We start from the raw sequence: 21,603 nt of genomic DNA, 5'->3' as shown, positions 1-21,603 counted from the left end.
GGCCTTTCGCAATATGACTTTCGTGGCCATTTTGAGCGCCAGCCGGACATCGGGCGATTCGCCCGCCGGGTTACGCGCGACCTTGCACTTTGCCGGGCAGACGCTGGTGGAATATCAGGCGCGTCAGGCGGCGCGTGCAGGCGCAGATCACATCTTCATCCTCGTCAACGTCATCACGCCGGCGATTTCCCAGGCCGTGGACCGGTTGAGCGCGGATGGGATAGCCGTCGCTCTGGTGCGCGATATGATAGCGATGGTGCGCGACATGCCGCGCGATGCGGACAGCCTGCTGGTCGCCGATGGGGCCATTATTTCTCAATCGCATTTCGATGCCATCGCCGGGACAGAAGGCGATGCGTTGCTGGTCACTGATGACAGCCGCGCGAGCGCGCCCTTCGAACGAATCGATGCCGGGCAGCGTTGGGCCGGACTGGTTCGCATCAGCCCCGACCTGTTGTTTGGCACGCTGGACATGATCGGCGACTGGGATCTGGCGCTTACCCTTGTGCGTGGTGCGGTTCAAAAAGGCGCGCGTCGGATCACCGTTCCGCAGGATGACCTGCTGGAAGGGCGCGTCACGCTGATTGAAGGGCAGCAGCAGGCCGATCTGGTGGCGCAATCCGTCCTGTCCATGGCATCGCGCTCCGGCCGGATGCGCGGCGGAATCGAGCATTATCTTTTCGGTCCGGTTGCGCGTTTCCTGGGTCCCGTGTTGATGCGGAGTCAGGTGCCCGCGTTACAGGTGCGAATCGCGTCCATGATGATCGGCGCAATCGCGCTGGTTCCGATTGAACTCGACTGGCCGGTCATCGGCTTTGGCCTTCTGCTGTTCGCTCTCCTGCTTTCGGAGGTCAGCGACCGGCTGGATGAGCTGGCCTTGCGTTCGCCGCCTTTGGGCTGGATCGCTTTCATCACGCCGTTTTTCGCACTGCTCGGGTTGGTCATGGCAAGTGGCTCAATAACGGCTTCCTATCTGGCATTGATGCTCGCGATTCTACTGGTTGCCGACAGATGGCAGCGAACGGGCGGCGCGCGTGCATGGATGATTTTCACGCCGGGAAGCGCCCTGCTGCTCCTGTTCGCCGCGCAACTGGCTGGGGGCGTTTCCTGGATGCTCGATCTGGCGATGATCTGTGCGATCGGTTCGGCCGGCGCCATCATTTTGACGCGACGTGGCTGACAAATATTTCTCTGGGACGGTTTAGTGCATTTTAACGACGTGTGATTATGGTGCCCGCATGAGCGCCTATCCGACCCTTGCTGGATCGACCCTGGCGGACTGCTGGCCGATGACAAGGGTTATGGCCGGTCTGTCCGCTGTGCCCGTCGGTCATGCCATCGATCTGGCGTTTCTCTTTCCTCTGGACGGGCGGGAACGCAATGATGCGCTGATCGCGGAGACGCGGCGTCATCTGGGGGGCTGCCTGCGTGCTATAGAGATCGCCTTCCGCGCTGCCTTGCAGGATGAAGCGCCCATTGCCGCCGCGCTGGACGAATGGCCCGATCCGCTTTGCTGGCCCACCGTTTGCGCGCAGCCCACAATGTTGGGGCCGTCCCTGCTGGCGCATATGCAAATGCGGGCCGGGATTAGCCTGCTGCTGCGCCAGTCCGGTCGTCCCGAAGGGGAAAGCGCGGATGGAGAGGCCGAATCTGTCCTGTCGGCGGATGACCCGACGATTGGAAACGCCCTTTCCGCCCTGGCGCTGGCGGAAGGGCGATGGCTCACGACCGGTGGAGAGGACGAGCCTTTGCGTCCGGACGTCCCGGCGGAATATTTTGCCGAGCTAGTCTGGACAGCGGCGGCCTGTCTTGCAGCGATCGTGCAGCGCGTGTCGGGATCGGACGATGCCATCATTGCCGCCTTTGAACGGGCCGGCGAAGTCCTGCTGCGCCGGCATGAGGAGGCGGCCGGTCCCATTCCCATCGCCGACGTGGTCGTCCGGCAACTCGGCGATCGGGCCGATGCACCAGAACTGCTGGCGTTGGCGCTGTCGCAACGCCAATTCCTGATCTTCATTGCGCTGGCAGCACGCCGATTACGGATGGAGAGCGCACAACTCGCGGATGTCCTGCTGTTCGGCCCCATGGATCAGGTCGCGGCCCTGAATCGGACGCTGGGCGGATCGGATTCGGATTATGTTCACCTTCTTCTAGCACTGCGCCCCGTCCGGCCGTCCCTTACCGACGCGGCAATCGTCGTGCAGGCGGAGCGTTACCAATCGCTCCATGCCGTGCAGGCCGACGCGACCGTCAGCGCGCTACGCACGCCAGCGGCTTTTCGCGCCAAGCTCGATCATCTGCGCCGGGTGACGGCGGGATGAACATGCCGGTGCACTCCGCCATCATTCAGGCATCGGTATCGGCTGAGGGCCTTTTGCTTAGTGCCGACGAACCCTTATTGGCGCTCCAGCGCGAAACGGGCGGGGATTTGGGGGAGCGTCTCGCCATCCCTCAACTGGCCGCGGTCGCGCGATTGGCGATTCGGCTGGGCATTATCGTGTCCCGCCCGGTGGTAGCCGCATCCGACCAGTGCGATATCGATATGTGGGTGCGGGCGCGGCCGGATGGGAAAGCCGTTCATTTGTCCGTGATCGACTGGCAGGAACGTCCCATTCCGCTTTTGCGGAACAACAGCAGCCTGCTGGAAGCCGACCTTGCCGCTGTATCGGACGGCTGGAGCTGGCAGGTGGATACGCAATTGCGGTTCCAGATGGTTCTGGAGGGTGGCGATCCTGACGGGGTCTTGCCGTTGCAGCCGCCTGTGCCAGGCAGCCCCTTTTCCAGCTATTTCCAGCTACAGCCGGACGAGGACGGCGACATGGCCATCCTGCGCGGTTTCACGCAGCGCCGGGCGTTTCGTAACCAGCTTGCCTGCCTGACCGCCGATCCGGCCAAGCGTTTTCATCTTTCCGGCTTCCCGCTTTTCGACCTGACCGGGCAATTATTGGGATATCGAGGGAAGGCCTTTGCACTTGATCTGGCGGTGCCGGTGCCGGAGATCGCAGCGCCTGCCGTTCTCGACCCCCTTGCTTTCGGCAAGAGGCTGGATCGCTCGCTTCGCCAGCCGCTGGGGCGGATCATCGCCAATGCAGATACGATCAGCGCCCAGTTGGAAGGGCCATTGCGTCCCGATTATGCGGGCTATGCACAGGACATCGCATCGGCAGGACGGCATTTGATGGCTCTGGTAGACGATCTTGCCGATCTGCAGGCGATAGACCGTCCCGATTTCACCGTTGTTTTGGAAGCGATTGATCTGGCAGATGTGGGCCGGCGTGCGGCGGGACTGTTGAGCGTGAAGGCGCTCGACCGGCAGATCAGCATCATGGCTCCCGCGACAGAGCAGCATGTGCCCGCCAATGGCGAGTTTCGCCGGGTGTTGCAGATTCTTGTCAACCTGATCGGTAACGCAATTCGCTATGGCCCGGAAGGCTCGGTCGTGCGGGTCGAAACGGAACAGGAAGATGGCCAGTCACGCATTTTCGTGACGGATCAGGGCCCGGGCATCGCGACGGAGGATCGCGAGCGGATCTTCGAGAAGTTCGAACGTCTGGGCCGCGACGATCAGGGCGGCAGCGGTCTAGGCCTCTATATCTCGCGCAGGCTGGCCCGGGCGATGGGTGGCGACATTCGCATCGAAGGGGAGGAGGGACAGGGGGCGTGCTTTATCTTGAGGTTGCCGCTCGATCAGGCCGTGGAAGCGGACATATCCGTCTAGGATAGCGATGATCCCACCGAGGCGAATGTCCGCGAAGCCCCATTCGGTTGATGAGTAACAAAAGCGAAATCTGATCGTGGAAACGGGCAAGGGGCTTCGCAGACCATAATTCCTGTATGAAGCAAAAAAAACGGCGCCTGAACCGGCGCCGCCTTTCTTCATTCCTGACGCGGATCAGCGTTTGCCGACCGGGACGTAATCGCGCTGCGTCGGGCCGGTGTAGAGCTGACGTGGGCGGCCAATCTTCTGCGCGGGGTCGGAGATCATTTCGTTCCACTGCGCGACCCAGCCGACGGTGCGGGCAAGAGCGAACAGAACGGTGAACATTTCGGTCGGGAAGCCGATGGCGGACAGGATCACGCCCGAATAGAAATCCACATTGGGATAGAGCTTCTTTTCGATGAAATAGGGATCGTTGAGCGCGATATGCTCCAGTTCCTTCGCAACGTCGAAGACCGGATCGTCGACGCCCAGCTTTTCCAGAACGTCCTTCGCGGTTTTCTGCATCACGGTCGCGCGCGGGTCGTAATTCTTGTAGACGCGATGACCAAAGCCCATCAGGCGGAACGGATCGTCTTTGTTCTTGGCGCGAGCGATATATTCCGGAATGCGATCGACCGTGCCGATTTCCCGCAACATGTTGAGCGCGGCTTCGTTGGCGCCCCCATGCGCCGGACCCCACAGGCAGGCGATGCCTGCCGCGATGCAGGCGAAAGGATTGGCGCCCGAAGAACCCGCCAGACGCACGGTTGAGGTCGATGCGTTCTGTTCATGGTCGGCGTGAAGAATGAAGATCTTGTCCATCGCGTCAACGATCACCGGGTCCGGCTCATATTCCTCGGCCGGAACGGAAAAGGTCATACGTAGGAAATTGGCGGTATAGCTGAGATCGTTGCGCGGATAGACGAAGGGCTGACCCACCGAATATTTATAGGCCATGGCCGCGATGGTCGGCATCTTGGCAATCAGGCGGTGGCTGGCGATCTTGCGCTGTTCAGGATCGTTGATATCGGTCGAGTCATGGTAGAAGGCCGACAGCGCGCCGACAACGCCGCACATGATGGCCATGGGGTGAGCGTCGCGACGGAAACCGCGATAGAAAGCGGTGAGTTGTTCATTCACCATCGTGTGGCGGGTAATGGTGCGGGTGAAGTCGTCCAGTTGCTGTTTCGAGGGCAGTTCGCCGTTCAGCAGCAGATAGCTGACTTCCATGAAGCTGGACTGTTCGGCCAACTGGCCGATGGGGTAGCCGCGGTGCAGCAGCACGCCTTCGTCGCCATCGATATAGGTCAGGCCCGATTCGCAACTCGCGGTGGAGGTGAAGCCAGGGTCGTAGGTGAACATGCCGGTGTTGGCGTAGAGCTTACGCACGTCGATGACCTGCGGGCCGACCGTGCCATCCAGAACGGCGTAGTCCTTTGTCTCTTCCCCGATGGTCAAAGTGGCATTTTTATCGGACATTCATGTTCTCCTTAACTGTCAGCCGACCGATGCGTGCCCCACATCCATCAACCGACCCAAGCTTTCTTCTTTTCCCAGAAGGAAAAGGACATCGAAAATTCCGGGCGAAACCGTCCGGCCGGTCAACGCCGCCCTCAAGGGCTGCGCTACCTTGCCGAGGCCCAGGCCCGCATCCTCTGCCACGCGGCGTATGACGTCTTCGATCGCTTCGACCGTCCAGGGCTGAACGGCAGAAAGAGCGTCAGCTGTGCTTGCCAGCAACGCGCGCGCCGAGTCGTCTAGCAGAGCGAGGGCCTTTTCGTCAAAATCCAGCGGGCAATTTTTGAACAGGAATTCCGCCCCCTCCGCAATTTCATTAAGCGTTTTCGCGCGTGGCTTTAGCGAAGGCATCGCCTGCGTCAACAGCGCGCCCGCGTCGGCGGGGAGGGGCTGGCCCAGCCGCGCTGCGACGCGCGGGGCGACCAGCGCCGCCAACCGCGCATCGTCGGCCTCCCGCAGATAGTGGCCATTGAGATTCTCCAGCTTCTTAATGTCGAAGCGTGAAGGCGAGCGGCCCACGCCCGAAATATCGAACAGTTCGATGGCGCGTGCGATGGAGATGATTTCCTCGTCCCCATGGCCCCAACCCAGCCGGAGCAGATAGTTGAGCACCGCTTCGGGCAGCATTCCCATTTCGTCGCGATAGGCATCGACCCCCAGCGCCCCATGGCGCTTGGAAAGCTTCGCCCCGTCCGACCCGTGGATCAGGGGGATGTGGGCATAGACCGGCTCTTCCCAGCCCATCGCTTTGATAATGCCTAGTTGACGGAAGGCATTGTTCAGATGGTCGTCACCGCGAATGACATGGGTGACGCCCATGTCGTTGTCATCCACGACAACAGCCAGCATATAGGTGGGCGTGCCATCGGAGCGGAGCAGGATCATGTCGTCCAGTTCCGCATTCTGGACCACGACACGGCCTTGCACCGCATCCTCGATCACCGTTTCGCCTTCGCGCGGCGCCTTCAGCCGGATGACGAAGGGCGCGTCTGCGGGCGCCTCGGACGAGGCACGGTCCCGCCAGCGGCCGTCATAGCGCATCGGTTGCTTCGCGGCGCGCTGCTGCTCGCGCAGTTCCGCCAGTTCTTCGGGCGTCGCATAGCAGCGATAGGCATGGCCGTTCGCCAGCATCTGATTGGCGACTTCCGCATGGCGCGCCGAGCGCCCGAACTGAAAGACCGCAGGCTCGTCGCCGCCAAGGCCGAGCCATTCCAGGCCGTCGAAAATCGCGGCCACTGCTTCCTCGGTGGAACGGGTCCGGTCCGTATCTTCGATGCGGAGCAGGAACTTGCCGCCATGGTGCCGCGCGAACAGCCAGTTGAAAAGCGCGGTGCGGGCGCCGCCGATGTGGAGAAAGCCGGTGGGGGACGGGGCAAAACGGGTCACCACCTGCTTGTTCATTCCCGTTGCACTCACCGAAGAATTCCCTGACATTCGCCCTGCCTATTCATGAACGCGACGCCCCCTAGCATGGCTTTTGAGTCTCCACAAACTTCCGTTCGGGAGAAGGGGAAGGCGTGGCGTCAGGCCTTGGCTTTTTCATTGGAACAATGGCTGGAAAAGGAAAGGGAGCAAATCCCGCTCTGGGTTCCGGTGGGATTGGGAATCGGGATCGCGACCTGGTTTGCTTTACCCCATCGGTGGGCGTGGCTCGCTTTTTGCTGTGTCACCCTGGCTCTGGCCAGCGCCGCTGTCTTGCTGCCGACAGGAGGTCGCGTAAGGAGGATGGCGGTTTCGGCGGGGATACTCGCCTGTCTGGGTTGCCTGCTCATTTGGGGCAAGTCGGCGCTGGTGGGAGAGCCGCCGTTGCAGCGCGCCACATTCGCGGTGCTTACGGGCGAAGTCCGGTCGGTGAGTCCCGTTCCTTCGAAAGACATGGTTCGCTTGCTGCTGCGGCCGGTAGGCGCGCCGGAGCTTCCATCCCTGGTGCGGGTGAATGTGCGGGAGGCGGATATGTCGCCCGCCATAGATCGAGGAGCAACTGTTCGCTTCCGTGTGCGGTTGATGCCGCCGGCGCCACCCAGCTTGCCGGGCGGCTATGATTTTGCCGCGCGGGCTTATTTTCAGGGGATAGGGGCAACGGGACGCGCCTTGCCGCCCATCGCCGTCATCGCGCCCGCGACGGGTGGGCCTGACATGAGGAATCGCCTGTTCTCGCATATTCTCGATCGGCTGAAAGGGCCGGCGGGAGGCATTGCCGCCGCGCTCGCCACCGGCGATCAGGGCGCGATTGCGGAGGACGATGCGGAAGCGATGCGGCGCAGTGGCCTCGCGCATCTGTTGTCCATCAGCGGACTGCATGTGACGGCTTTGATCGGCGCGGTCATCTTCCTGCTCATGCGGACGATGGCGATCAGTCGCCGGGCGGCGCTGAATTGGCCTTTGATGCTGATCGCGGCGACGGGCGGGGCGTTGGCGGGGATCGGCTATACCTTGCTGACGGGCGCGGAGGTTCCGACCGTGCGCTCCTGCATCGCCGCGCTGCTCGTGCTAGGCGGTCTGGCGCTGGGGCGGGACGCCATCACCTTGCGGCTCGTGGCGACGGGAGCGCTGATCGTGCTGTGCCTGTGGCCCGAAGCACTGGTCGGGCCGAGTTTCCAGATGAGTTTCGGCGCCGTGATCGCAATTATCGCCTTGTCGGAGCACCCGCGATTTCGCGCTTTCGCTGCGGCGCGCGATGAAAATGGCTGGCGCAAGTTCGGGCGTTCGGTCGCGGTCTTGTTGATGACAGGCTTTGCGGTCGAACTGGTGTTGGCGCCGATCGCTTTCTTCCATTTTCACAAGGCGGGTATGTTGGGCGCATTCGCCAATATCATCGCGATCCCGCTTACGACCTTTGTGGTGATGCCGCTGGAGGCCTTGGCGCTTCTGCTGGATCTGCTGGGTCTGGGTGCTCCGGCGTGGTGGGCGACTGGCAAGGCCTTGGATTTCTTGCTGTTGATTGCCCATGGCGTCGGAGGAAGTCCCATGGCCGTGGCGCTGGGACCGGCGCTGCCGAACTGGGTCTTTGCCGTAATGGTGATGGGCGGGTTGTGGTGTCTGCTGTGGCGAAGCGCATGGCGCTGGTGGGGGTTGGCGCCCGTTGGAATCGGGCTCCTGGCGATTTTGCTCAATCCTCCGCCCGACATATTGATCACCGGCGATGGCCGCCATGTCGCCTTGCGAACCGAGGGGGATGGCATGGCTTTGCTGCGGGACAGGGCGGGTGAATATGTGCGCGATGCCCTGACGGAAAGTGCGGGCTATGATGGAACTCTCGAATCCCTGGCCAGTCTGCCGCAGGCACGCTGCTCCGCGGATCTGTGTTCGGTCCTGTTGGACAGGGGAGGCAGATCCTGGCGGTTGCTTGTCACTCGCAGCCGCATGTTTGTCGAAAGAAAAGCCTTCATGCGCGATTGCCAATGGGCCGATATCGTCGTCAGTGACCGTCGCTTGCCTCAATGGTGCCGACCCAGGTGGCTGAAGGTGGATCGCTCTATGTTAGCGGCGAGAGGTGGTCTCGCCATCAATCTGGAGAATGGGACGATTCGCTCTGTCCATAGCCCGCATGACGCCCATCCCTGGATGCCGCGCCGCGGACGCACCGATCACAGCAGATCGCGTTAGATCTGATGCAGGCCGTGCGCTCTCATTCTGTTTCGCCGCCTGGGTTACTGAAAAGTAGCCCTGATCCTTCGCGCGATGCTTCAACTATATCGGCGCAGCAACCCGGCCAGCTTGCCTTGAATGCGAACCTGTGTGGGATCGTATAGCTGAGGCTCATAAGCGCTGTTGGCGGGATCAAGTCTCACCCTTTTGCCGTCGCGGCGGAAATATTTGAGCGTGGCTTCATTGTCGTCGATGAGGGCGACCACTATCTGGCCTTCCCGCGCTACGTCGGTTTTCTGGATCAGCGCGAAATCGCCATCGAGAATACCGGCATCGACCATGGAATCGCCCGCTACCTCCAGCGCATAATGGTCACCCGCGCCTAGCAGAGCCGCCGGAACGGAAAGCATATTCTGCCCCTCCAGCGCCTCGATGGGAACGCCCGCTGCGATCCGTCCATGCAGAGGGATTTCGATGATGTCATTAGCGGCGATGGGCAAGCTGACGGGCGCTTGCGACGTGGCGGCAGGCATCTCCTTTGGCAGGCGATGCATGGCGTCCGGCAATTTCAGCACTTCCAAAGCCCGCGCGCGATTGGGCAGGCGCCGGATGAAGCCGCGTTCCTCCAGCGCATTGATGAGGCGGTGGATGCCCGATTTGGATCGCAGGTCGAGCGCGTCCTTCATCTCTTCAAATGAGGGGGATACGCCGCGCTCTTCCAGGCGGGTCTGGATGAAGCTCAGCAACTGTTGCTGTTTGGGCGTCAACATGCCTGCGATCTCCAATGGAACGGATGGAGAACGCATAGGAAACGGAAGGGGGCAAGTCAAGCGGTTAACCGTTGGTCGCATTTGCGCGGAACGGTGAGTGGGACGGGCCGTTGTCAGGCTACCCCTTCAGGTGGAGAGGTTAGGAGAGTGACCATGCCCAACCAGAACGATCAGGACAAACAACAGCCGCGCCGCGAACAGCAAGGCGGACGTCAGCAGCAGCAGGAGAATAAGCAGGGCCAGATGGGCGATGAGCGCCGCAAGGACTCCAATCCCGGCAAGCAGCAGCGCTGACAGAAGTTGATATGTCTTTTGGAAGGGGTCGCGATGCGGCCCCTTTCTATTTCTATGCCGGGATGGGAAGAATATCGACGATATCGCCGGTCTTGGCCGGAGCGGAATGCGCGCGACGCAGGATCAGGCAGTCCGCACGCGCCATTGCAGCCGTCGCCGCGCTATCCTGCGACGTCACGGAAACGATTCCTCCTTCGGCCCGAAAGGCGCGTAGATAGTCGTCCCGTTCTCCGGTAGCCGGCAGGGGCGCGGCAAGGCGGGCACTGGCCAGGACGGGGAGGGGCGATGCGGCTCCTCCCATATGGCGGGCCAGTGGCAACAGGAACAACATGGCAGTTACGAAGGCGGAAACCGGATTGCCCGGTAGACCGAGAAAAGCAGAATGCCCCAGCTTTCCTGCCATGAGCGGTTTTCCGGGACGCATGCGGATTTTCCAGAAGTCCAGCGATCCGCCCGCCTGGGTAAAGGCGGGACGAACCAGATCATGATCACCGACAGATGCGCCCCCCGTCGATAAAATTATGTCAGCCATTTTAGCCTTTTCAAAGGCTTGTATCATGGTTTCGAGATCATCTGGAACTATTCCCAGATCGAGGATGTCGCAAGGCACGGTGCCGAGCATTGCCATCAGCATCGGGGCATTGGATGAAGGAAGCTTGCCGGGAGGCGCAGACTCGCCGGGCGCCACGAGTTCATTGCCCGTCGATAATATGGCTATGGTAGGGCGCTTGCGAACCGGAAGGGTTCCGTGCCCTGCAAGGACGGCAAGGGCGATCTTCGCAGCGTTCAATTGCGCCCCGCCCGCAAGCAATGTTTGATGGATGTGAAAATCCGACGCAGTCGCGCGGACATGCAGACCTGGCGTCAATGGTTTGTCCACGCCGCGCAGCACATCGCCGGTCAGTTCCGCATTCTCCTGAATGAGAATGGCGTCAGCTCCCGGAGGGAGCGGCGCACCGGTGAAGATGCGGCAGGCCTCGCTTTGTGCCAACGCAGTAGGCAGATAGCCACCCGCGGTGCTGGCGTCGGTCACGCGCCATGGTCCGGGCCATTCTGCCGCGCGCACAGCATAGCCGTCCATCGCGGAAAGATCGGCCCAAGGTTGATCGCGATGGGCCGCGATGTCCTGCGCCAGCCAGCGGCCGGCGCAAGATGTGACTGGAACCTCTTCCACCGGAAGGGGCGGGGTCAGCGCGAACAGTCGCGCCTGCGCTTCCGATACGGGGAGGAGGCTCATGACGCCGGCGCGTGCCAGTCGCCTGACTTGCCGCCCGTCTTGGAAAGCAGGCGCACGCCATCAATGACCATGGCCTTGTCCAGCGCCTTCGCCATGTCGTAAATGGTGAGCAAGGCGACAGAGGCCCCGGTCAGGGCTTCCATCTCCACGCCGGTCTGGCCAGCCGTCCGGGCGGCGACCGTCACGGTTACACCCTCTTCGTCGAGGTTGAGATCGACCGTCACGGAACTGAGCGGCAGGGGATGGCAGAGCGGGATGAGATCGGACGTCCGCTTTGCCGCCATGATCCCAGCGATGCGCGCGACGGCGAGCACGTCGCCCTTCTTTACCTGACCGGCGGCGATGGCGGCGGCGGCGTCCCGATTCATCGTGATGCGCCCGGTGGCGACGGCCTGGCGAGCGGTGGCGGCCTTGTTCGACACGTCGACCATGCGCGCCGATCCGTCCTCATCCAGATGGGTGAGGCCGCCGGTCATTCGCCGGTCAGCAGATTGTGGGTGGCCGCTTCCAGATCGGCCTGTCGCATGAGCGATTCCCCGACGAGGAAACAGCACACCCCATGGTCGGCCATCGTTAGCAGGTCGGCGTGACTACCAAGGCCGCTTTCAGCGACGAAGGTGCAGCCTTTGGGCGCCTTGTCCACCAGTTCATAGGTGCGGGCGAAATCGACGGTAAAATCGCGCAGGTCGCGGTTGTTGACGCCGATCAGGCGGGATTGCAGCTTCAGGGCGCGCTCCAGTTCATGCGCGTCATGCACTTCGATCAGAGCGTCCATGCCAAGGCCAATGGCGGCATCCTCTATTTCCGCCATCTGACTGTCCTCGAGCGCGGCGACGATGATGAGGATAGCGTCCGCGCCGATGGAGCGGCTTTCCAGAACCTGCCACGGATCGACGAGGAAGTCCTTGCGGATGACGGGCAGGGCACAGGCCGAACGAGCGGCCATCAAAAAATCTTCATGCCCTTGGAAATAGGAATGGTCGGTCAGGACCGACAGACAGGCCGCACCGCCTGCCGCATAAGCCTGGGCATGGGCGGGGGGATCGAAGTCGGTGCGGATTAAACCCTTGGAAGGACTGGCCTTCTTGATCTCCGCGATCAGGCCGAAGCCGGAGCGGGCGGCATCGTCCAATGCCTTGCGGAAGCCGCGCGGCGGTGTCTGCTCGGCGGCGCGGGCATGGAGCGTGGAGACGGTCATCGCGGCCTTGCGGGCGGCGACTTCATGGCGCTTCGTTTCGCAGATCTCGATCAGCTTGTTGGTCATTTATAGGCTATCCAGCAATTGAGGAGCGCGTTGGCAAGGCCCCGGTCGATGGTTTCGGCGGCTTCCTCGACCCCTTCCCTCACATCGGGGACGGCTCCCGCGACGACAAGGGCGGCGGCGGCGTTCAGGAGCACCGCATCGCGATAAGGCCCCGGCTCGCCCTGTAGCAAGGCGCGCAGGGCGGCGGCGTTGTGCTGCGGCGATCCGCCGCGAATGGCGTCGACCGGATGGGTGGGCAAGCCGGCGTCGGCGGCGGAGAGGCGGCGCATGGCGACGATGCCGTTGCCGGTGACTTCCGCCACGTCATTTCCGCCGGCGAGCGAGAGTTCGTCCAGCCCTTCGTCGCCCGAGACGATCATGGCGCGGTCGACGCCGATCTGGGCCAGCGCCTGGGCATAGATGGGGACATAGGCGGGCCGCGCGATGCCGACGAGCTGGCGGCGGACATTGGCCGGATTGGCGAGCGGACCCATAAGGTTGAAGATGGTGCGGCGGCCGATGGACTTGCGGATGGGACCGAGCCGCTTGAGTGCCGGATGATGCTTCTGCGCGAAGAGGAAGCAGATGCCGAGGTCGGCGAGGGTGGCTTGCGCGCTTTCGGCGATCCGGTCGAGATCGAGGCCGAGTGCTTCGAGCGTGTCGGCGGCTCCCGCCTTGGAGGATGCGGCGCGGTTGCCGTGCTTGGCAACCGGAACGCCTGCGGCCGCGACGACCAGGCTGACCGCGGTCGAGACGTTGAGCGTATGATGCCCGTCGCCTCCCGTGCCGCAAACATCAATGGCTCCGGAGGGGGCATCGATCGGGATCATGCGCGCGCGCATGGCGCGGGCGGCGGCAGCGATCTCTATGGCGGTTTCGCCGCGTTCGGCCATGACGATCAGGAAGGCGGCGATCTCCGCTTCGGGCAAATCGGCATCGAACAGCATGGCGAAGGCGCGGGCGGCCTCTTCTGCGTTCAGTGGGGCGGCGGGATCGGGCAGGTTGGTCATGACCCTGCCGCCTTAATCGCCCGATGCCCTGTGAGTCGAGTATGACTAACACTTAAGGTCACATATGTCGTGTAAGGCTCGCCATTCGGCGATCCTGCACAAACGTTGCGATAGCCCGCAAACCAGCGTCAGGCCGCTTCGCGTTCCTTGACCGGGAGGCCCGCGATGCGGAGGAAGTTCGCCAGCATATCATGCCCATATTCCGTGGCGATGCTTTCCGGGTGGAACTGCACCGAATGGATGGGGAGCGTCCGGTGGCGGAAGCCCATGACCGAGCCGTCCTCGCTGGTCGCGTTTACGATGAGGCTGTCGGGAATGTCCTCCACGATCAGCGAATGATAGCGGGTCGCAGTGAAAGGCGAAGGCAGCCCCTGGAACAAGCCGGTGCCGTCGTGGCGGACGGGCGATGTCTTGCCGTGCATAAGGCCGCCGCGCACCACCTTGCCGCCGAAATACTGGCCGATCGCCTGATGGCCCAGGCACACGCCCAACAGCGGCGCGCCCGCATCGGCGCAGGCGGCGACGAGGTCGAGGCTGACGCCCGCCTCATTGGGCGTGCAGGGGCCGGGCGAGAGCAGAAAGGCGCGCGCGCCGGTGGACAGCGCTTGCCCGGCGGACATGGCGTCGTTGCGGACGACCTCCACCTCCGCGCCCAGTTCCATCAGATAATGGACAAGGTTCCAGGTGAAGCTGTCGTAATTGTCGATGACGAGGATCATGGGACAAGGGCTTTAGCGCGGGACGGGCGCGGGGGGAAGCGGGCTGTTCCGGCAAGGGGCGGAAATGCCGCGATCCTTGATTCGTTCATGCCATGGGTTGAGGCCAAGAAAAGGCGAAGCTGCTTTCGCCCGTCACCCCGCCGGCGGCGTCGAAGCGGCGCTCCATGATGGTTCCCCGGCCTTCCCCGTCGATTGCGATCAGGCTGCTGCATCGCGTGCCATAGACGGGGTTGCGGATGAAAATGGGCGAGACGGCGGCTTCGTCCGGCGCATCGGATGGAATTTCCGGCGCGATGCCGGCATCAAGCAGGGTTTCGGAACGAAGGGCATCCATCAGGACGGCAGGATCGTCGGCCTCCGTCATCAGCCAGTCCAGCAGCGCGGCCTTGAGCGCCAGCGTCTTGGGCCATGGGTCGTCCAGCGCGCCGTTGGACAGGCCGTAAAGGCCGTGTGTCAGCGTTGTGCACAGCGGATGCGGGCGGTTGGTGAGGAAATGAGCCTGTTCGCGGTCGATCAGGATCAGGTTGAAGGGGTTGAAATCATCCATCGGAGCGCGATCCGGGGCGGCATAGGCGCCCTCGCCACGAAGCAGATCCGTCACCAGCGCGCCGCGAGAGGCTTTGGCGGGATCGGGCAGGCCATAGCCCCGGCGGTTGGTGACGATGGCGCAGCGCCCCTGTTCCGACACGCCCAGCCATGTGCCGCCCGATTGCAGGTCGCGTCCTGCAATCAGATGGTCCGGCTCGTCCCAGCGGGCAAGTGGCGCGGCGGGACGGGCGTGCAGTTCGTCGCGATTGCCGACCAGCAGCAATCGCCAACGCGGATGCGCGTGCCAAGCCATCGCCATGATACACATATCTTTGCCTTCTCCTGCATGGCTGCCTGCTGGACCGCTTGATAAAGCGGCCGGCGCGCTCCATATAGGACGTGCCGGGTTCGCCCGGCTATGGTGATAAATCGTGTCGTGCAATAGGCGCAGCGGACCCGGGGGCAGTACCCGGCGGCTCCACCACATATCCCGGTGGCCTTTGAAAGGGCTGGACGGGGTGTCTGACGGGGCCGAACTAGGATCGACGTGTGTTGAAAAGCGAATGCCTTCACCCGGCCTGAGTACGCCGTAAAAATGTTCAAAACTCACAAGTGCCAACGATAACGAGGCTCTTGCTCTTGCTGCGTAATTGATGGCCTCACGGCCTGACATTACCCAAAAGGAACGCGGTTGAACCCACCGGGCAACAGAAGGGAATTCAGCGGCCGCCGGAGGGGCCGGGCAACAGAACCCTCCGGACTATTCCCATTTCCTGTTGTTTCGACTGTCTGGATGCTCGGTCCGGGCGGTTCATTTACATGTGCGTTCCCGATTCGAATCGGGAGTAAAAAGGCGAATCTATTCGATTACACTTTTATGACATATTGAAGAAATAATTATAAATCTCTGTAATTAAACATATAAAAATGCTTTTTCGGTATCTCGCACACTATTGCCCGGACGTCATGAAGGTGAAATAATTCCGGCTATGATGGAAAGTTTTTTTGGGAGAATAGAGATGCTGAAGGTCGCTGCGGTAATCGGACTCGCGCTGGCCGCCACGGCGCCGGGTATCGCGCTCGCGGTGCCCGATGAGGTTGTGGTCGTCGGCGTGCCCGACGGCGGGCTGGCCGCCAATGCGCTGATGTCGGGCGATTTCCAGAAGGCTGCGAACAAACTGAAGACTCCGATGCCCGATGGCGCGAACGATCCCGCCCGGCTCATCAATCTGGGTAATGCCTATGCCGGTATGGGCCGCATGGGCGATGCGCGCGATGCCTATAAGGCGGCGCGGTTTGCGCCCGAATCGCTGCTGGTCCTGGCGAACGGCAATGAGGAATCCTCACGCGACATCGCCCGGCGCGCACTGGGCAAGTTGCAGGCGAGCTACGCCATGCGTTGAACGGCGGTTAAAAATCGCGCCCTGTCGATGGGAGCCGTTTCCTTCGGGAATGGCTCCCATTTCCGTTCCGGCGGGTGGCTGGTCATCGAACTGTCATTTCAAAGACGCCGTTTCGTCATCAAATCAAAATGTCCCTGTCATCCGACGCGCCTAGCTGCCGCCTTCGAGGGCGACAGGGGGCGTTGTCCGATTCGAAAATCCCCTGCGCTCCGCATTGCAACATAAACCGGCAGACGCCGGAGCGGAGACGACATGGCCAAGATCAACCGTATTCACACCATCCTGATGGCGAGCTGCGCCTGCGCGGCGCTGGGCGCTTGCGGCGCCGACGACATCGCCTCGCCCGGCGAAGGCACGATCGTCATTCCCTCGCCCACGCCGACACCGACCCCCACGCCGACGCCCACCCCCACGCCGACCGGCGTGACGCCCGCGTCCGATTGCCCGACGCTGACTGGTTCGGATCAGTTCACCAAGATCGGGGAAATTTCCGATAAGAGCGGGAACACCTGGCTCAACTGTTCTTTCCCCACGCGCTTCCGCTCTTCCGTTACCGTCCCGAAGGTCGCAGGCGTGATCTATTCGCTGCCCGGCCGCGTCGATGTCGGCACGGACCAGGGCGCTTCCAGCAACAATCTGGACGTCACGCTTTCGATCGATCCGGGCGTGGTCGTCTTTGCCAATACCGGTAGCGCGTTCCTGGCCGTCAATCGCGGCAACCGCATCAATGCGGTCGGCACGGCGTCGCAGCCCATCGTCTTCACCAGCCGTGAAAATGTGTTGGGCAACGCGAACGATCAGTCGTCGGGACAGTGGGGCGGCATCGTGCTGCTGGGCCGCGCGAAGATCACCGATTGCGCCGCCGGCGGCGCTGCGCCCGGCACGGTGGCGTGCGAACGCGATACGGAAGGGACGAGCGGGGCGATCTATGGCGGCGCCAATGACGCCGACAATTCGGGCCGCATGAGCTATGTGCAGATCCGCTATTCCGGCTTCGTCCTGTCGGACGGCAAGGAATTGCAGGGCCTCACCCCCTCGGGCGTCGGCACCGGCACGCAGATCGACCATATCCAGGTGCACAACAGCTCCGACGACGGCATCGAAATCTTCGGCGGGTCGACGCACCTTAAATATCTGGTCTTCACCGGCAATGAGGACGACAATCTGGATACCGATGTCGGCTTCCGCGGCACGGCCCAGTTCATCATTTCCGCCCAGAGGGCTAACGCCAATATCGGCGACACCTTCCTCGAAACGGACTCCAACGGTTCGACGACCGCCAGCAACGCCAGCGAGGACGCGCTGCCCCGCCAGTATCTGAAGGTCGCCAACTTCACCCATATCCAGCGGTCGAACACCGGCGACGATGGCGCGTCGATGCTGCTGCGCGGCGGCGCCGATCTGGCGCTCATCAACGGCATCATCGTCAGTCCGGAACAAAGCTGCCTGCGTATCAACGGCGCGGCGGCGGTCCGCGACGCCGACAGCGCGCTGGAGGATGCGGGCAAGCCCCGTTACCTGTCCGTCGTGATGCAGTGCAATGCGACGCCGTTCAAGGGCACCGGCACGGGTGTCACTGATGCGCTGGTCCAGTCGATCTTCACGGCTGGCGCGAACAGCAGCTTCGCATACACGCCGTCGCTGACCAGCCTGTTCATCAACGGCGCAACCGAAACCGCCGTCACCGCGATCGACCCCAAGACGATCGACGCCGCGTTCACGACCACCAACTATATCGGCGCGGTCAAGGACAGCAACGACACCTGGTATGCCGGTTGGACATGTAATTCGGTGAGCGCGAGTTTCGGCACGTCCAGCGGCGCCTGCACCGCGATCCCGACCACCTGATCCATCCTGAAACCAACAGGGGCGGGGGAGCGTGCCGAGGCGCTTCCCCGCCTTATTTGCAGATATTTTCCCAAGAGGGGGACAACCGCATGTCGAAGCCGCTCAATCTGGCGCGCCTGTTCCTGATTTCCTCTGCGCTGGTCGCCCCGATGGCGATGGCCCAGACTGAAACCGATACCGCGCCTTCCACCGGGCCCGGAACGCCCAGCGCTCGCGAAAAAGCCGATGCCGAGGCGGGCCGGGTGGATGTTTCCATCCCCGGTTCGGACATCATCGTCACCGGCCGCCGCACCAGCAACGTGTCGCAGGCCGCGCCGCAGGTGGTGAACGTGCTGTCCGCCGCTGACATCAAACGCACGGGCGAAGGCGATATCGCCGGATCGCTCCAGCGCGTCACCGGCCTGTCGGTCGTGTCGGGCGGCTATGTCTATGTGCGCGGCTTGGGCGACCGCTATTCGCTGGCGCTGCTCAACGGTTCGCCGCTGCCCAGCCCCGAACCGCTCAAGCGCGTGGTGCCGCTCGACATTTTCCCCACCAGCGTGATCGCCTCGACGATGGTGCAGAAGAGCTTTTCCCCCAACTTCCCCGGCGAGTTCGGCGGCGGCGTCATCAACCTGACGACCAAGGCGATCCCGAGCGAAAGCTATCTGGAAATCGGCGTCGGCAGTTCCGCCAATACCGAAACATCCGGTCAGACGGGCTATAGCTATTATGGCGCCAAATCGGACTGGACCGGCTTCGACGACGGATCGCGCGATGTGCCGCCGCTGCTACGCCAAGCGCTCAAGAGCGGCGTGCCCTTCTCCAATATGGAGCGCGGCGATCTTCAGGACATTTCCATGCAGTTCCTGAACGCCAAGACGTCCGTGTTGCAACGGACGAACAGCCTGCCGTTCAACTTCTCGGGCTCTATCAATGGCGGCACGGCCGTCGATGTGGGCAGCGACGGGCGGCTGGGCGTCATCGCCACCATGTCCTACAGCAATAAATGGCGGACGCGCGACGCGTTGCAGCAGGCGTCCATCGACCTGACGCAGCCGGCGGGCAAGACATACCACCAGATCACCACCGACAATGAAGTGACGGTCAACGGCCTGCTGGGCGTCGGGCTGGAACTGGGCGAGCAGAAGATCCGCTGGACCAACCTCTATATCCGCGACACGCTGAAGCGCGGCGCGCTTTCGATCGGCCAGAATGACGGCGCGATCGCGGGCGCGGATTACATGCACCAGAACACCGCCTGGTATGAGCGGCAGTTGATCGACACGCAACTGGTCGGGGAGTTCAAGCTGGGCAACGGTCTCAGCCTCGACCTGCGCGGCGGCTATGCCAATTCGCAGCGCGAGGCGCCCTATGAGCGCGAGTTCGTCTATGTGCGGAGCAACCGCGACCTGACTGTTGACCCGGTGGGCGACCGCTTCATCAATGCGCTCAACCGCCAGCGCGGTGATGCGTCGATCACCTTCAGCGACCTCAATGAGGATCTGTGGTCGGCGGGCGCGGACCTGAGCTACAAGGTTTCGCCCGCGCTGACGCTGACGGCGGGCTATGCCTTCAGCGACACGAAGCGCACCTCGTCCCGCTATGAGCTGCATTTCGATGCGACCAACCTGCCGATCCCGGTGCAGCAGCAGCGGCCGGACTATCTGCTGTCGGACGCGACGATCCAGCTCTTCGACCTGACGCTGCTGGATTTTTCCGGCAATTATCCGGTCTATGAGGCGGCGATGCGGGTCCATGCGGGCTATGGGCAGGTGCGGGCGGAAATCGTGCCGGGCCTGTCGATCGATGGGGGTGTACGCTTTGAAAAGGGCAACCAGTCCGTCACCGGCGTGGATGTCTACAACACCGGCACCGAGCCGGTGAACCGCATCCGCAAGGAATATTGGCTCCCCGCCGCGACCATCACCTTCGAGGCCTCCAAGGGTCTGCAATTCCGCCTCAGCGGCTCCAAGACCATCGCCCGGCCGCAGTTCCGCGAACTGATCGCGCAGCCTTTCGTCGATACCGACGCCAACCGTTTCTATCGCGGCAATCCCTTCCTGCAGGACAGCGAACTGTGGAACGCGGATATCCGCGCCGAATGGTATATGGGACGCGACGAGCGGCTGACGGCGGCGGCCTTCTACAAGAAGATCGACAATCCGATCGAAACCTACACCACCATCAACGACAAATATGATGTCACGACCAGCTTCGCCAACGCGCCGGAAGCGACGCTTTACGGTTTCGAGCTGGAGGCGCAGAAATATCTGCCGCTTGACGGGTGGAATTCGCCCTTCTTCCAGAGCCGCCGCGTCGTCCTGATCGGCAACTATACCTATACCCAGTCGAAGCTGAAGGTTGGTGCGGACGACACGACCATTCCCTATAGCTACACGACCGGGCCGCTGCCCGCCGCGACGGACTATTTCGTCGACGGCGCGCCGATGACGGGACAGTCGGATCATCTGGTGAACCTGCAACTGGGGCTGGAGGATACCGACAGGCTTTCGCAGCAAACGCTCTTGCTGACCTATGCCAGCCCGCGCGTCACCAGCCGCGGCCCCAATCTGCAACCGGACATCAAGGAAAAACCGGGCCTGACGCTGGACTTCGTGGCGCGGCAGGGCGTGAAGCTGTTCAATGCGATCAACAGCGAATTCAAGTTCGAAGCGCGCAACATCACCGGCCGGAAATATCAGGAGGTCCAGCAACTGGACGGCAACAAGGTGTTCTACAACAGATATAAGGTCGGCACGACCATCGCGGCATCGCTGACGGTGGCGTTCTGATGCGTGGACGGCGGGAGCGGAACTGGCTTCCCCCCGCCGTCCGATATGCTTCCTGTTGGGAGAATAGGGGAGATATTAAACCCGTATCATTGCAAGTACCGAACCTCACAGAATACTGAAATCTGTCGAGGGGGTGAAGACGGTAGTCACGCACCGCTCATGATCGACGAATTTGACTTCGTCCTCGGTCGCTTCATCGACGATTTCGGTGAGCGCCATCAGGTCGCGCAATGATGCTTCATCGGGATAATGGCATTCTGCCGCGCCATCGAAATCTCCCACCCCGAAACCGGTTGCAGCGAGCAGGGCCTCCGTCCGGGCGACGTTGGTATGAAACTGGCGATAGCGCATGCCGATTTCGGGCGGCGTATGGGTGCGGGTAAAGTCCGCGTGGAAACCAAACCAATAATCAATAAATTGCTGATGGGTTAGGTGCGGGAGCCGCCGGTTTGCGATCAGGACGAACGTCTGGCCTTCGCCGGGCAGGATGACATGCTCGACCCCTGACAGTGCGGCGGATTTTTCCCTATCAATCAAATCTGCCAGCCGGCCGGATAGCCCCGTCAATAGCTGCACTGCCTTATCCACACTGTTTTCGGGCGGAATGATTTCCAGCATTACGTCATAGGGGCCGGCGGAAGCATCGAAAGCACCCGCTGCGATAATGTGCAAGGTAGGGTCCGCGACTGCCTTGCCGACAGTGATGGCGGATGGTACGCCGAGCGTGGCCTCCAGCCGGGCGATCTCCGCCTCCAGAGGCGCGCGCAATCGGGTGGCTTCGATACCCTCGTTCAATTTGAACAATAGCTTGATCTTGGTCCGCATGATGGGCATCTCCCTGATTTCCCTTTGGACCTTATCGGTTGCTGGGGCCTGCAACCATCGCCATGGATGGATCGATCGCACCGAAACTCTGATCAACCGTCCAAGACGGCGGCTGCCGCCACACCAAAGACAGGTGACCATACGGC

18 protein-coding genes and 1 other RNA gene are annotated in these 21,603 nt (G+C 62.3%); 9 read left to right on the top strand and 10 right to left on the bottom strand.

Going from position 1 to position 21,603, the window contains the following annotated elements; all coding sequences use genetic code 11:
• The first annotated feature begins 13 nt into the window (after positions 1 to 13).
• From LDB26_RS11485 to LDB26_RS11475, 3 genes are read left to right on the top strand one after another with little or no spacing between them, the layout of a single operon-like run.
• Positions 14 to 1,180: a hypothetical protein gene (locus LDB26_RS11485; protein WP_257538505.1), complete on the top strand. Its 1,167-nt coding sequence runs from the start codon at positions 14 to 16 to the stop codon at positions 1,178 to 1,180.
• Positions 1,181 to 1,238: 58 nt separating this feature from the next.
• Positions 1,239 to 2,321, top strand: a complete 1,083-nt coding sequence (locus LDB26_RS11480) for a DUF2336 domain-containing protein (RefSeq protein ID WP_257538504.1) — start codon at positions 1,239 to 1,241, stop codon at positions 2,319 to 2,321.
• Positions 2,318 to 3,718, top strand: a complete 1,401-nt coding sequence (locus LDB26_RS11475; protein WP_257538503.1) for a sensor histidine kinase KdpD — start codon at positions 2,318 to 2,320, stop codon at positions 3,716 to 3,718. The genes LDB26_RS11480 and LDB26_RS11475 overlap by 4 nt, the downstream gene beginning before the upstream one ends.
• 174 nt (positions 3,719 to 3,892) lie before the next feature.
• On the opposite strand, the gene LDB26_RS11470 is transcribed toward LDB26_RS11475, so the two are convergent.
• Together LDB26_RS11470 and gltX are read right to left on the bottom strand one after the other, a co-directional pair.
• A complete protein-coding gene (locus LDB26_RS11470; protein ID WP_257538502.1) occupies positions 3,893 to 5,179 on the bottom strand; it encodes a citrate synthase in 1,287 nt (428 codons plus the stop codon).
• 18 nt (positions 5,180 to 5,197) lie between these two features.
• A complete protein-coding gene (gltX, locus tag LDB26_RS11465) occupies positions 5,198 to 6,619 on the bottom strand; it encodes a glutamate--tRNA ligase (protein WP_257542094.1) in 1,422 nt (473 codons plus the stop codon).
• A gap of 69 nt (positions 6,620 to 6,688) precedes the next feature.
• Here gltX and LDB26_RS11460 point away from each other — a divergent pair, with 69 nt between their 5' ends.
• Positions 6,689 to 8,824: a ComEC/Rec2 family competence protein gene (locus LDB26_RS11460; protein ID WP_306812029.1), complete on the top strand. Its 2,136-nt coding sequence runs from the start codon at positions 6,689 to 6,691 to the stop codon at positions 8,822 to 8,824.
• A gap of 80 nt (positions 8,825 to 8,904) precedes the next feature.
• On the opposite strand, the gene lexA is transcribed toward LDB26_RS11460, so the two are convergent.
• Complete coding sequence (gene lexA, locus LDB26_RS11455; RefSeq protein WP_257538500.1) at positions 8,905 to 9,576, bottom strand: transcriptional repressor LexA; 672 nt, start codon at positions 9,574 to 9,576, stop codon at positions 8,905 to 8,907.
• A 153-nt stretch (positions 9,577 to 9,729) separates the two neighbouring features.
• Here lexA and LDB26_RS11450 point away from each other — a divergent pair, with 153 nt between their 5' ends.
• Positions 9,730 to 9,870 carry a hypothetical protein gene (locus LDB26_RS11450; RefSeq protein WP_257538499.1) on the top strand — a complete coding sequence of 47 codons (141 nt, stop codon included), beginning with the start codon at positions 9,730 to 9,732 and terminating at the stop codon, positions 9,868 to 9,870.
• 52 nt (positions 9,871 to 9,922) lie between these two features.
• Here the strand turns inward: LDB26_RS11450 and LDB26_RS11445 are convergent, their stop codons facing one another.
• From LDB26_RS11445 to LDB26_RS11420, 6 genes are all read right to left on the bottom strand, one after another.
• The gene (locus LDB26_RS11445; protein ID WP_257538498.1) at positions 9,923 to 11,107 is read right to left on the bottom strand and encodes a molybdopterin molybdotransferase MoeA; all 1,185 of its coding nucleotides are present in this window, start codon (positions 11,105 to 11,107) and stop codon (positions 9,923 to 9,925) included.
• Positions 11,104 to 11,583 carry a cyclic pyranopterin monophosphate synthase MoaC gene (moaC, locus tag LDB26_RS11440; protein ID WP_257538497.1) on the bottom strand — a complete coding sequence of 160 codons (480 nt, stop codon included), beginning with the start codon at positions 11,581 to 11,583 and terminating at the stop codon, positions 11,104 to 11,106. The genes LDB26_RS11445 and moaC overlap by 4 nt, the downstream gene beginning before the upstream one ends.
• Positions 11,580 to 12,371: an indole-3-glycerol phosphate synthase TrpC gene (gene trpC / locus LDB26_RS11435; protein WP_257538496.1), complete on the bottom strand. Its 792-nt coding sequence runs from the start codon at positions 12,369 to 12,371 to the stop codon at positions 11,580 to 11,582. The genes moaC and trpC overlap by 4 nt, the downstream gene beginning before the upstream one ends.
• Entirely contained in the window at positions 12,368 to 13,360 is a 993-nt protein-coding gene (gene trpD, locus LDB26_RS11430) for an anthranilate phosphoribosyltransferase (RefSeq protein WP_257538495.1), read from the bottom strand. Before trpD ends, trpC begins: the two co-directional genes overlap by 4 nt.
• 128 nt (positions 13,361 to 13,488) lie before the next feature.
• Positions 13,489 to 14,079 (bottom strand): aminodeoxychorismate/anthranilate synthase component II, encoded by a 591-nt coding sequence (locus LDB26_RS11425; protein ID WP_257538494.1) that lies wholly within the window; start codon positions 14,077 to 14,079, stop codon positions 13,489 to 13,491.
• Between the two features lie 85 nt (positions 14,080 to 14,164).
• The gene (locus LDB26_RS11420; protein ID WP_062066599.1) at positions 14,165 to 14,935 is read right to left on the bottom strand and encodes an NRDE family protein; all 771 of its coding nucleotides are present in this window, start codon (positions 14,933 to 14,935) and stop codon (positions 14,165 to 14,167) included.
• Between the two features lie 34 nt (positions 14,936 to 14,969).
• Between LDB26_RS11420 and ssrA the strand changes: the two genes are divergently transcribed.
• The 4 genes from ssrA (at position 14,970) to LDB26_RS11400 (ending at position 20,632) form a co-directional block, all read left to right on the top strand.
• Positions 14,970 to 15,329: a transfer-messenger RNA gene (gene ssrA, locus LDB26_RS11415) on the top strand.
• Positions 15,330 to 15,626: 297 nt separating this feature from the next.
• Positions 15,627 to 16,010 carry a tetratricopeptide repeat protein gene (locus LDB26_RS11410; RefSeq protein WP_257538493.1) on the top strand — a complete coding sequence of 128 codons (384 nt, stop codon included), beginning with the start codon at positions 15,627 to 15,629 and terminating at the stop codon, positions 16,008 to 16,010.
• A gap of 252 nt (positions 16,011 to 16,262) precedes the next feature.
• On the top strand, positions 16,263 to 17,858 hold the full coding sequence (locus LDB26_RS11405; RefSeq protein ID WP_257538492.1) for a hypothetical protein: 1,596 nt from the start codon (positions 16,263 to 16,265) through the stop codon (positions 17,856 to 17,858).
• An 89-nt stretch (positions 17,859 to 17,947) separates the two neighbouring features.
• A complete protein-coding gene (locus LDB26_RS11400) occupies positions 17,948 to 20,632 on the top strand; it encodes a TonB-dependent receptor domain-containing protein (RefSeq protein WP_257538491.1) in 2,685 nt (894 codons plus the stop codon).
• 105 nt (positions 20,633 to 20,737) lie between these two features.
• Here the strand turns inward: LDB26_RS11400 and LDB26_RS11395 are convergent, their stop codons facing one another.
• Positions 20,738 to 21,400, bottom strand: coding sequence for an EthD domain-containing protein (locus LDB26_RS11395; protein ID WP_197413612.1), 663 nt, complete (start codon positions 21,398 to 21,400; stop codon positions 20,738 to 20,740).
• Positions 21,401 to 21,603 lie beyond the last annotated feature (203 nt).

The sequence above is a fragment of the Sphingobium sp. CFD-1 genome, assembly GCF_024611115.1.
In the GTDB taxonomy this organism is placed as follows: Bacteria; Pseudomonadota; Alphaproteobacteria; order Sphingomonadales; family Sphingomonadaceae; genus Sphingobium; species Sphingobium baderi_A.
Note: the sequence above shows the minus strand (reverse complement) of the source record. Positions and strands in the feature narration are given on the sequence as shown.

Excerpts from the sequence above, each read along its gene's own strand:
- LDB26_RS11485 (WP_257538505.1), top strand. The coding sequence starts at position 14 with ATGACTTTCGTGGCCATTTTGAGCGCCAGCCGGACATCGGGCGATTCG.
- LDB26_RS11480 (WP_257538504.1), top strand. The coding sequence starts at position 1,239 with ATGAGCGCCTATCCGACCCTTGCTGGATCGACCCTGGCGGACTGCTGG.
- LDB26_RS11475 (WP_257538503.1), top strand. The coding sequence starts at position 2,318 with ATGAACATGCCGGTGCACTCCGCCATCATTCAGGCATCGGTATCGGCT.
- LDB26_RS11470 (WP_257538502.1), bottom strand. The coding sequence starts at position 5,179 with ATGTCCGATAAAAATGCCACTTTGACCATCGGGGAAGAGACAAAGGAC.
- gltX (WP_257542094.1), bottom strand. The coding sequence starts at position 6,619 with ATGAACAAGCAGGTGGTGACCCGTTTTGCCCCGTCCCCCACCGGCTTT.
- LDB26_RS11460 (WP_306812029.1), top strand. The coding sequence starts at position 6,689 with ATGGCTTTTGAGTCTCCACAAACTTCCGTTCGGGAGAAGGGGAAGGCG.
- lexA (WP_257538500.1), bottom strand. The coding sequence starts at position 9,576 with ATGTTGACGCCCAAACAGCAACAGTTGCTGAGCTTCATCCAGACCCGC.
- LDB26_RS11450 (WP_257538499.1), top strand. The coding sequence starts at position 9,730 with ATGCCCAACCAGAACGATCAGGACAAACAACAGCCGCGCCGCGAACAG.
- LDB26_RS11445 (WP_257538498.1), bottom strand. The coding sequence starts at position 11,107 with ATGAGCCTCCTCCCCGTATCGGAAGCGCAGGCGCGACTGTTCGCGCTG.
- moaC (WP_257538497.1), bottom strand. The coding sequence starts at position 11,583 with ATGACCGGCGGCCTCACCCATCTGGATGAGGACGGATCGGCGCGCATG.
- trpC (WP_257538496.1), bottom strand. The coding sequence starts at position 12,371 with ATGACCAACAAGCTGATCGAGATCTGCGAAACGAAGCGCCATGAAGTC.
- trpD (WP_257538495.1), bottom strand. The coding sequence starts at position 13,360 with ATGACCAACCTGCCCGATCCCGCCGCCCCACTGAACGCAGAAGAGGCC.
- LDB26_RS11425 (WP_257538494.1), bottom strand. The coding sequence starts at position 14,079 with ATGATCCTCGTCATCGACAATTACGACAGCTTCACCTGGAACCTTGTC.
- LDB26_RS11420 (WP_062066599.1), bottom strand. The coding sequence starts at position 14,935 with ATGTGTATCATGGCGATGGCTTGGCACGCGCATCCGCGTTGGCGATTG.
- LDB26_RS11410 (WP_257538493.1), top strand. The coding sequence starts at position 15,627 with ATGCTGAAGGTCGCTGCGGTAATCGGACTCGCGCTGGCCGCCACGGCG.
- LDB26_RS11405 (WP_257538492.1), top strand. The coding sequence starts at position 16,263 with ATGGCCAAGATCAACCGTATTCACACCATCCTGATGGCGAGCTGCGCC.
- LDB26_RS11400 (WP_257538491.1), top strand. The coding sequence starts at position 17,948 with ATGTCGAAGCCGCTCAATCTGGCGCGCCTGTTCCTGATTTCCTCTGCG.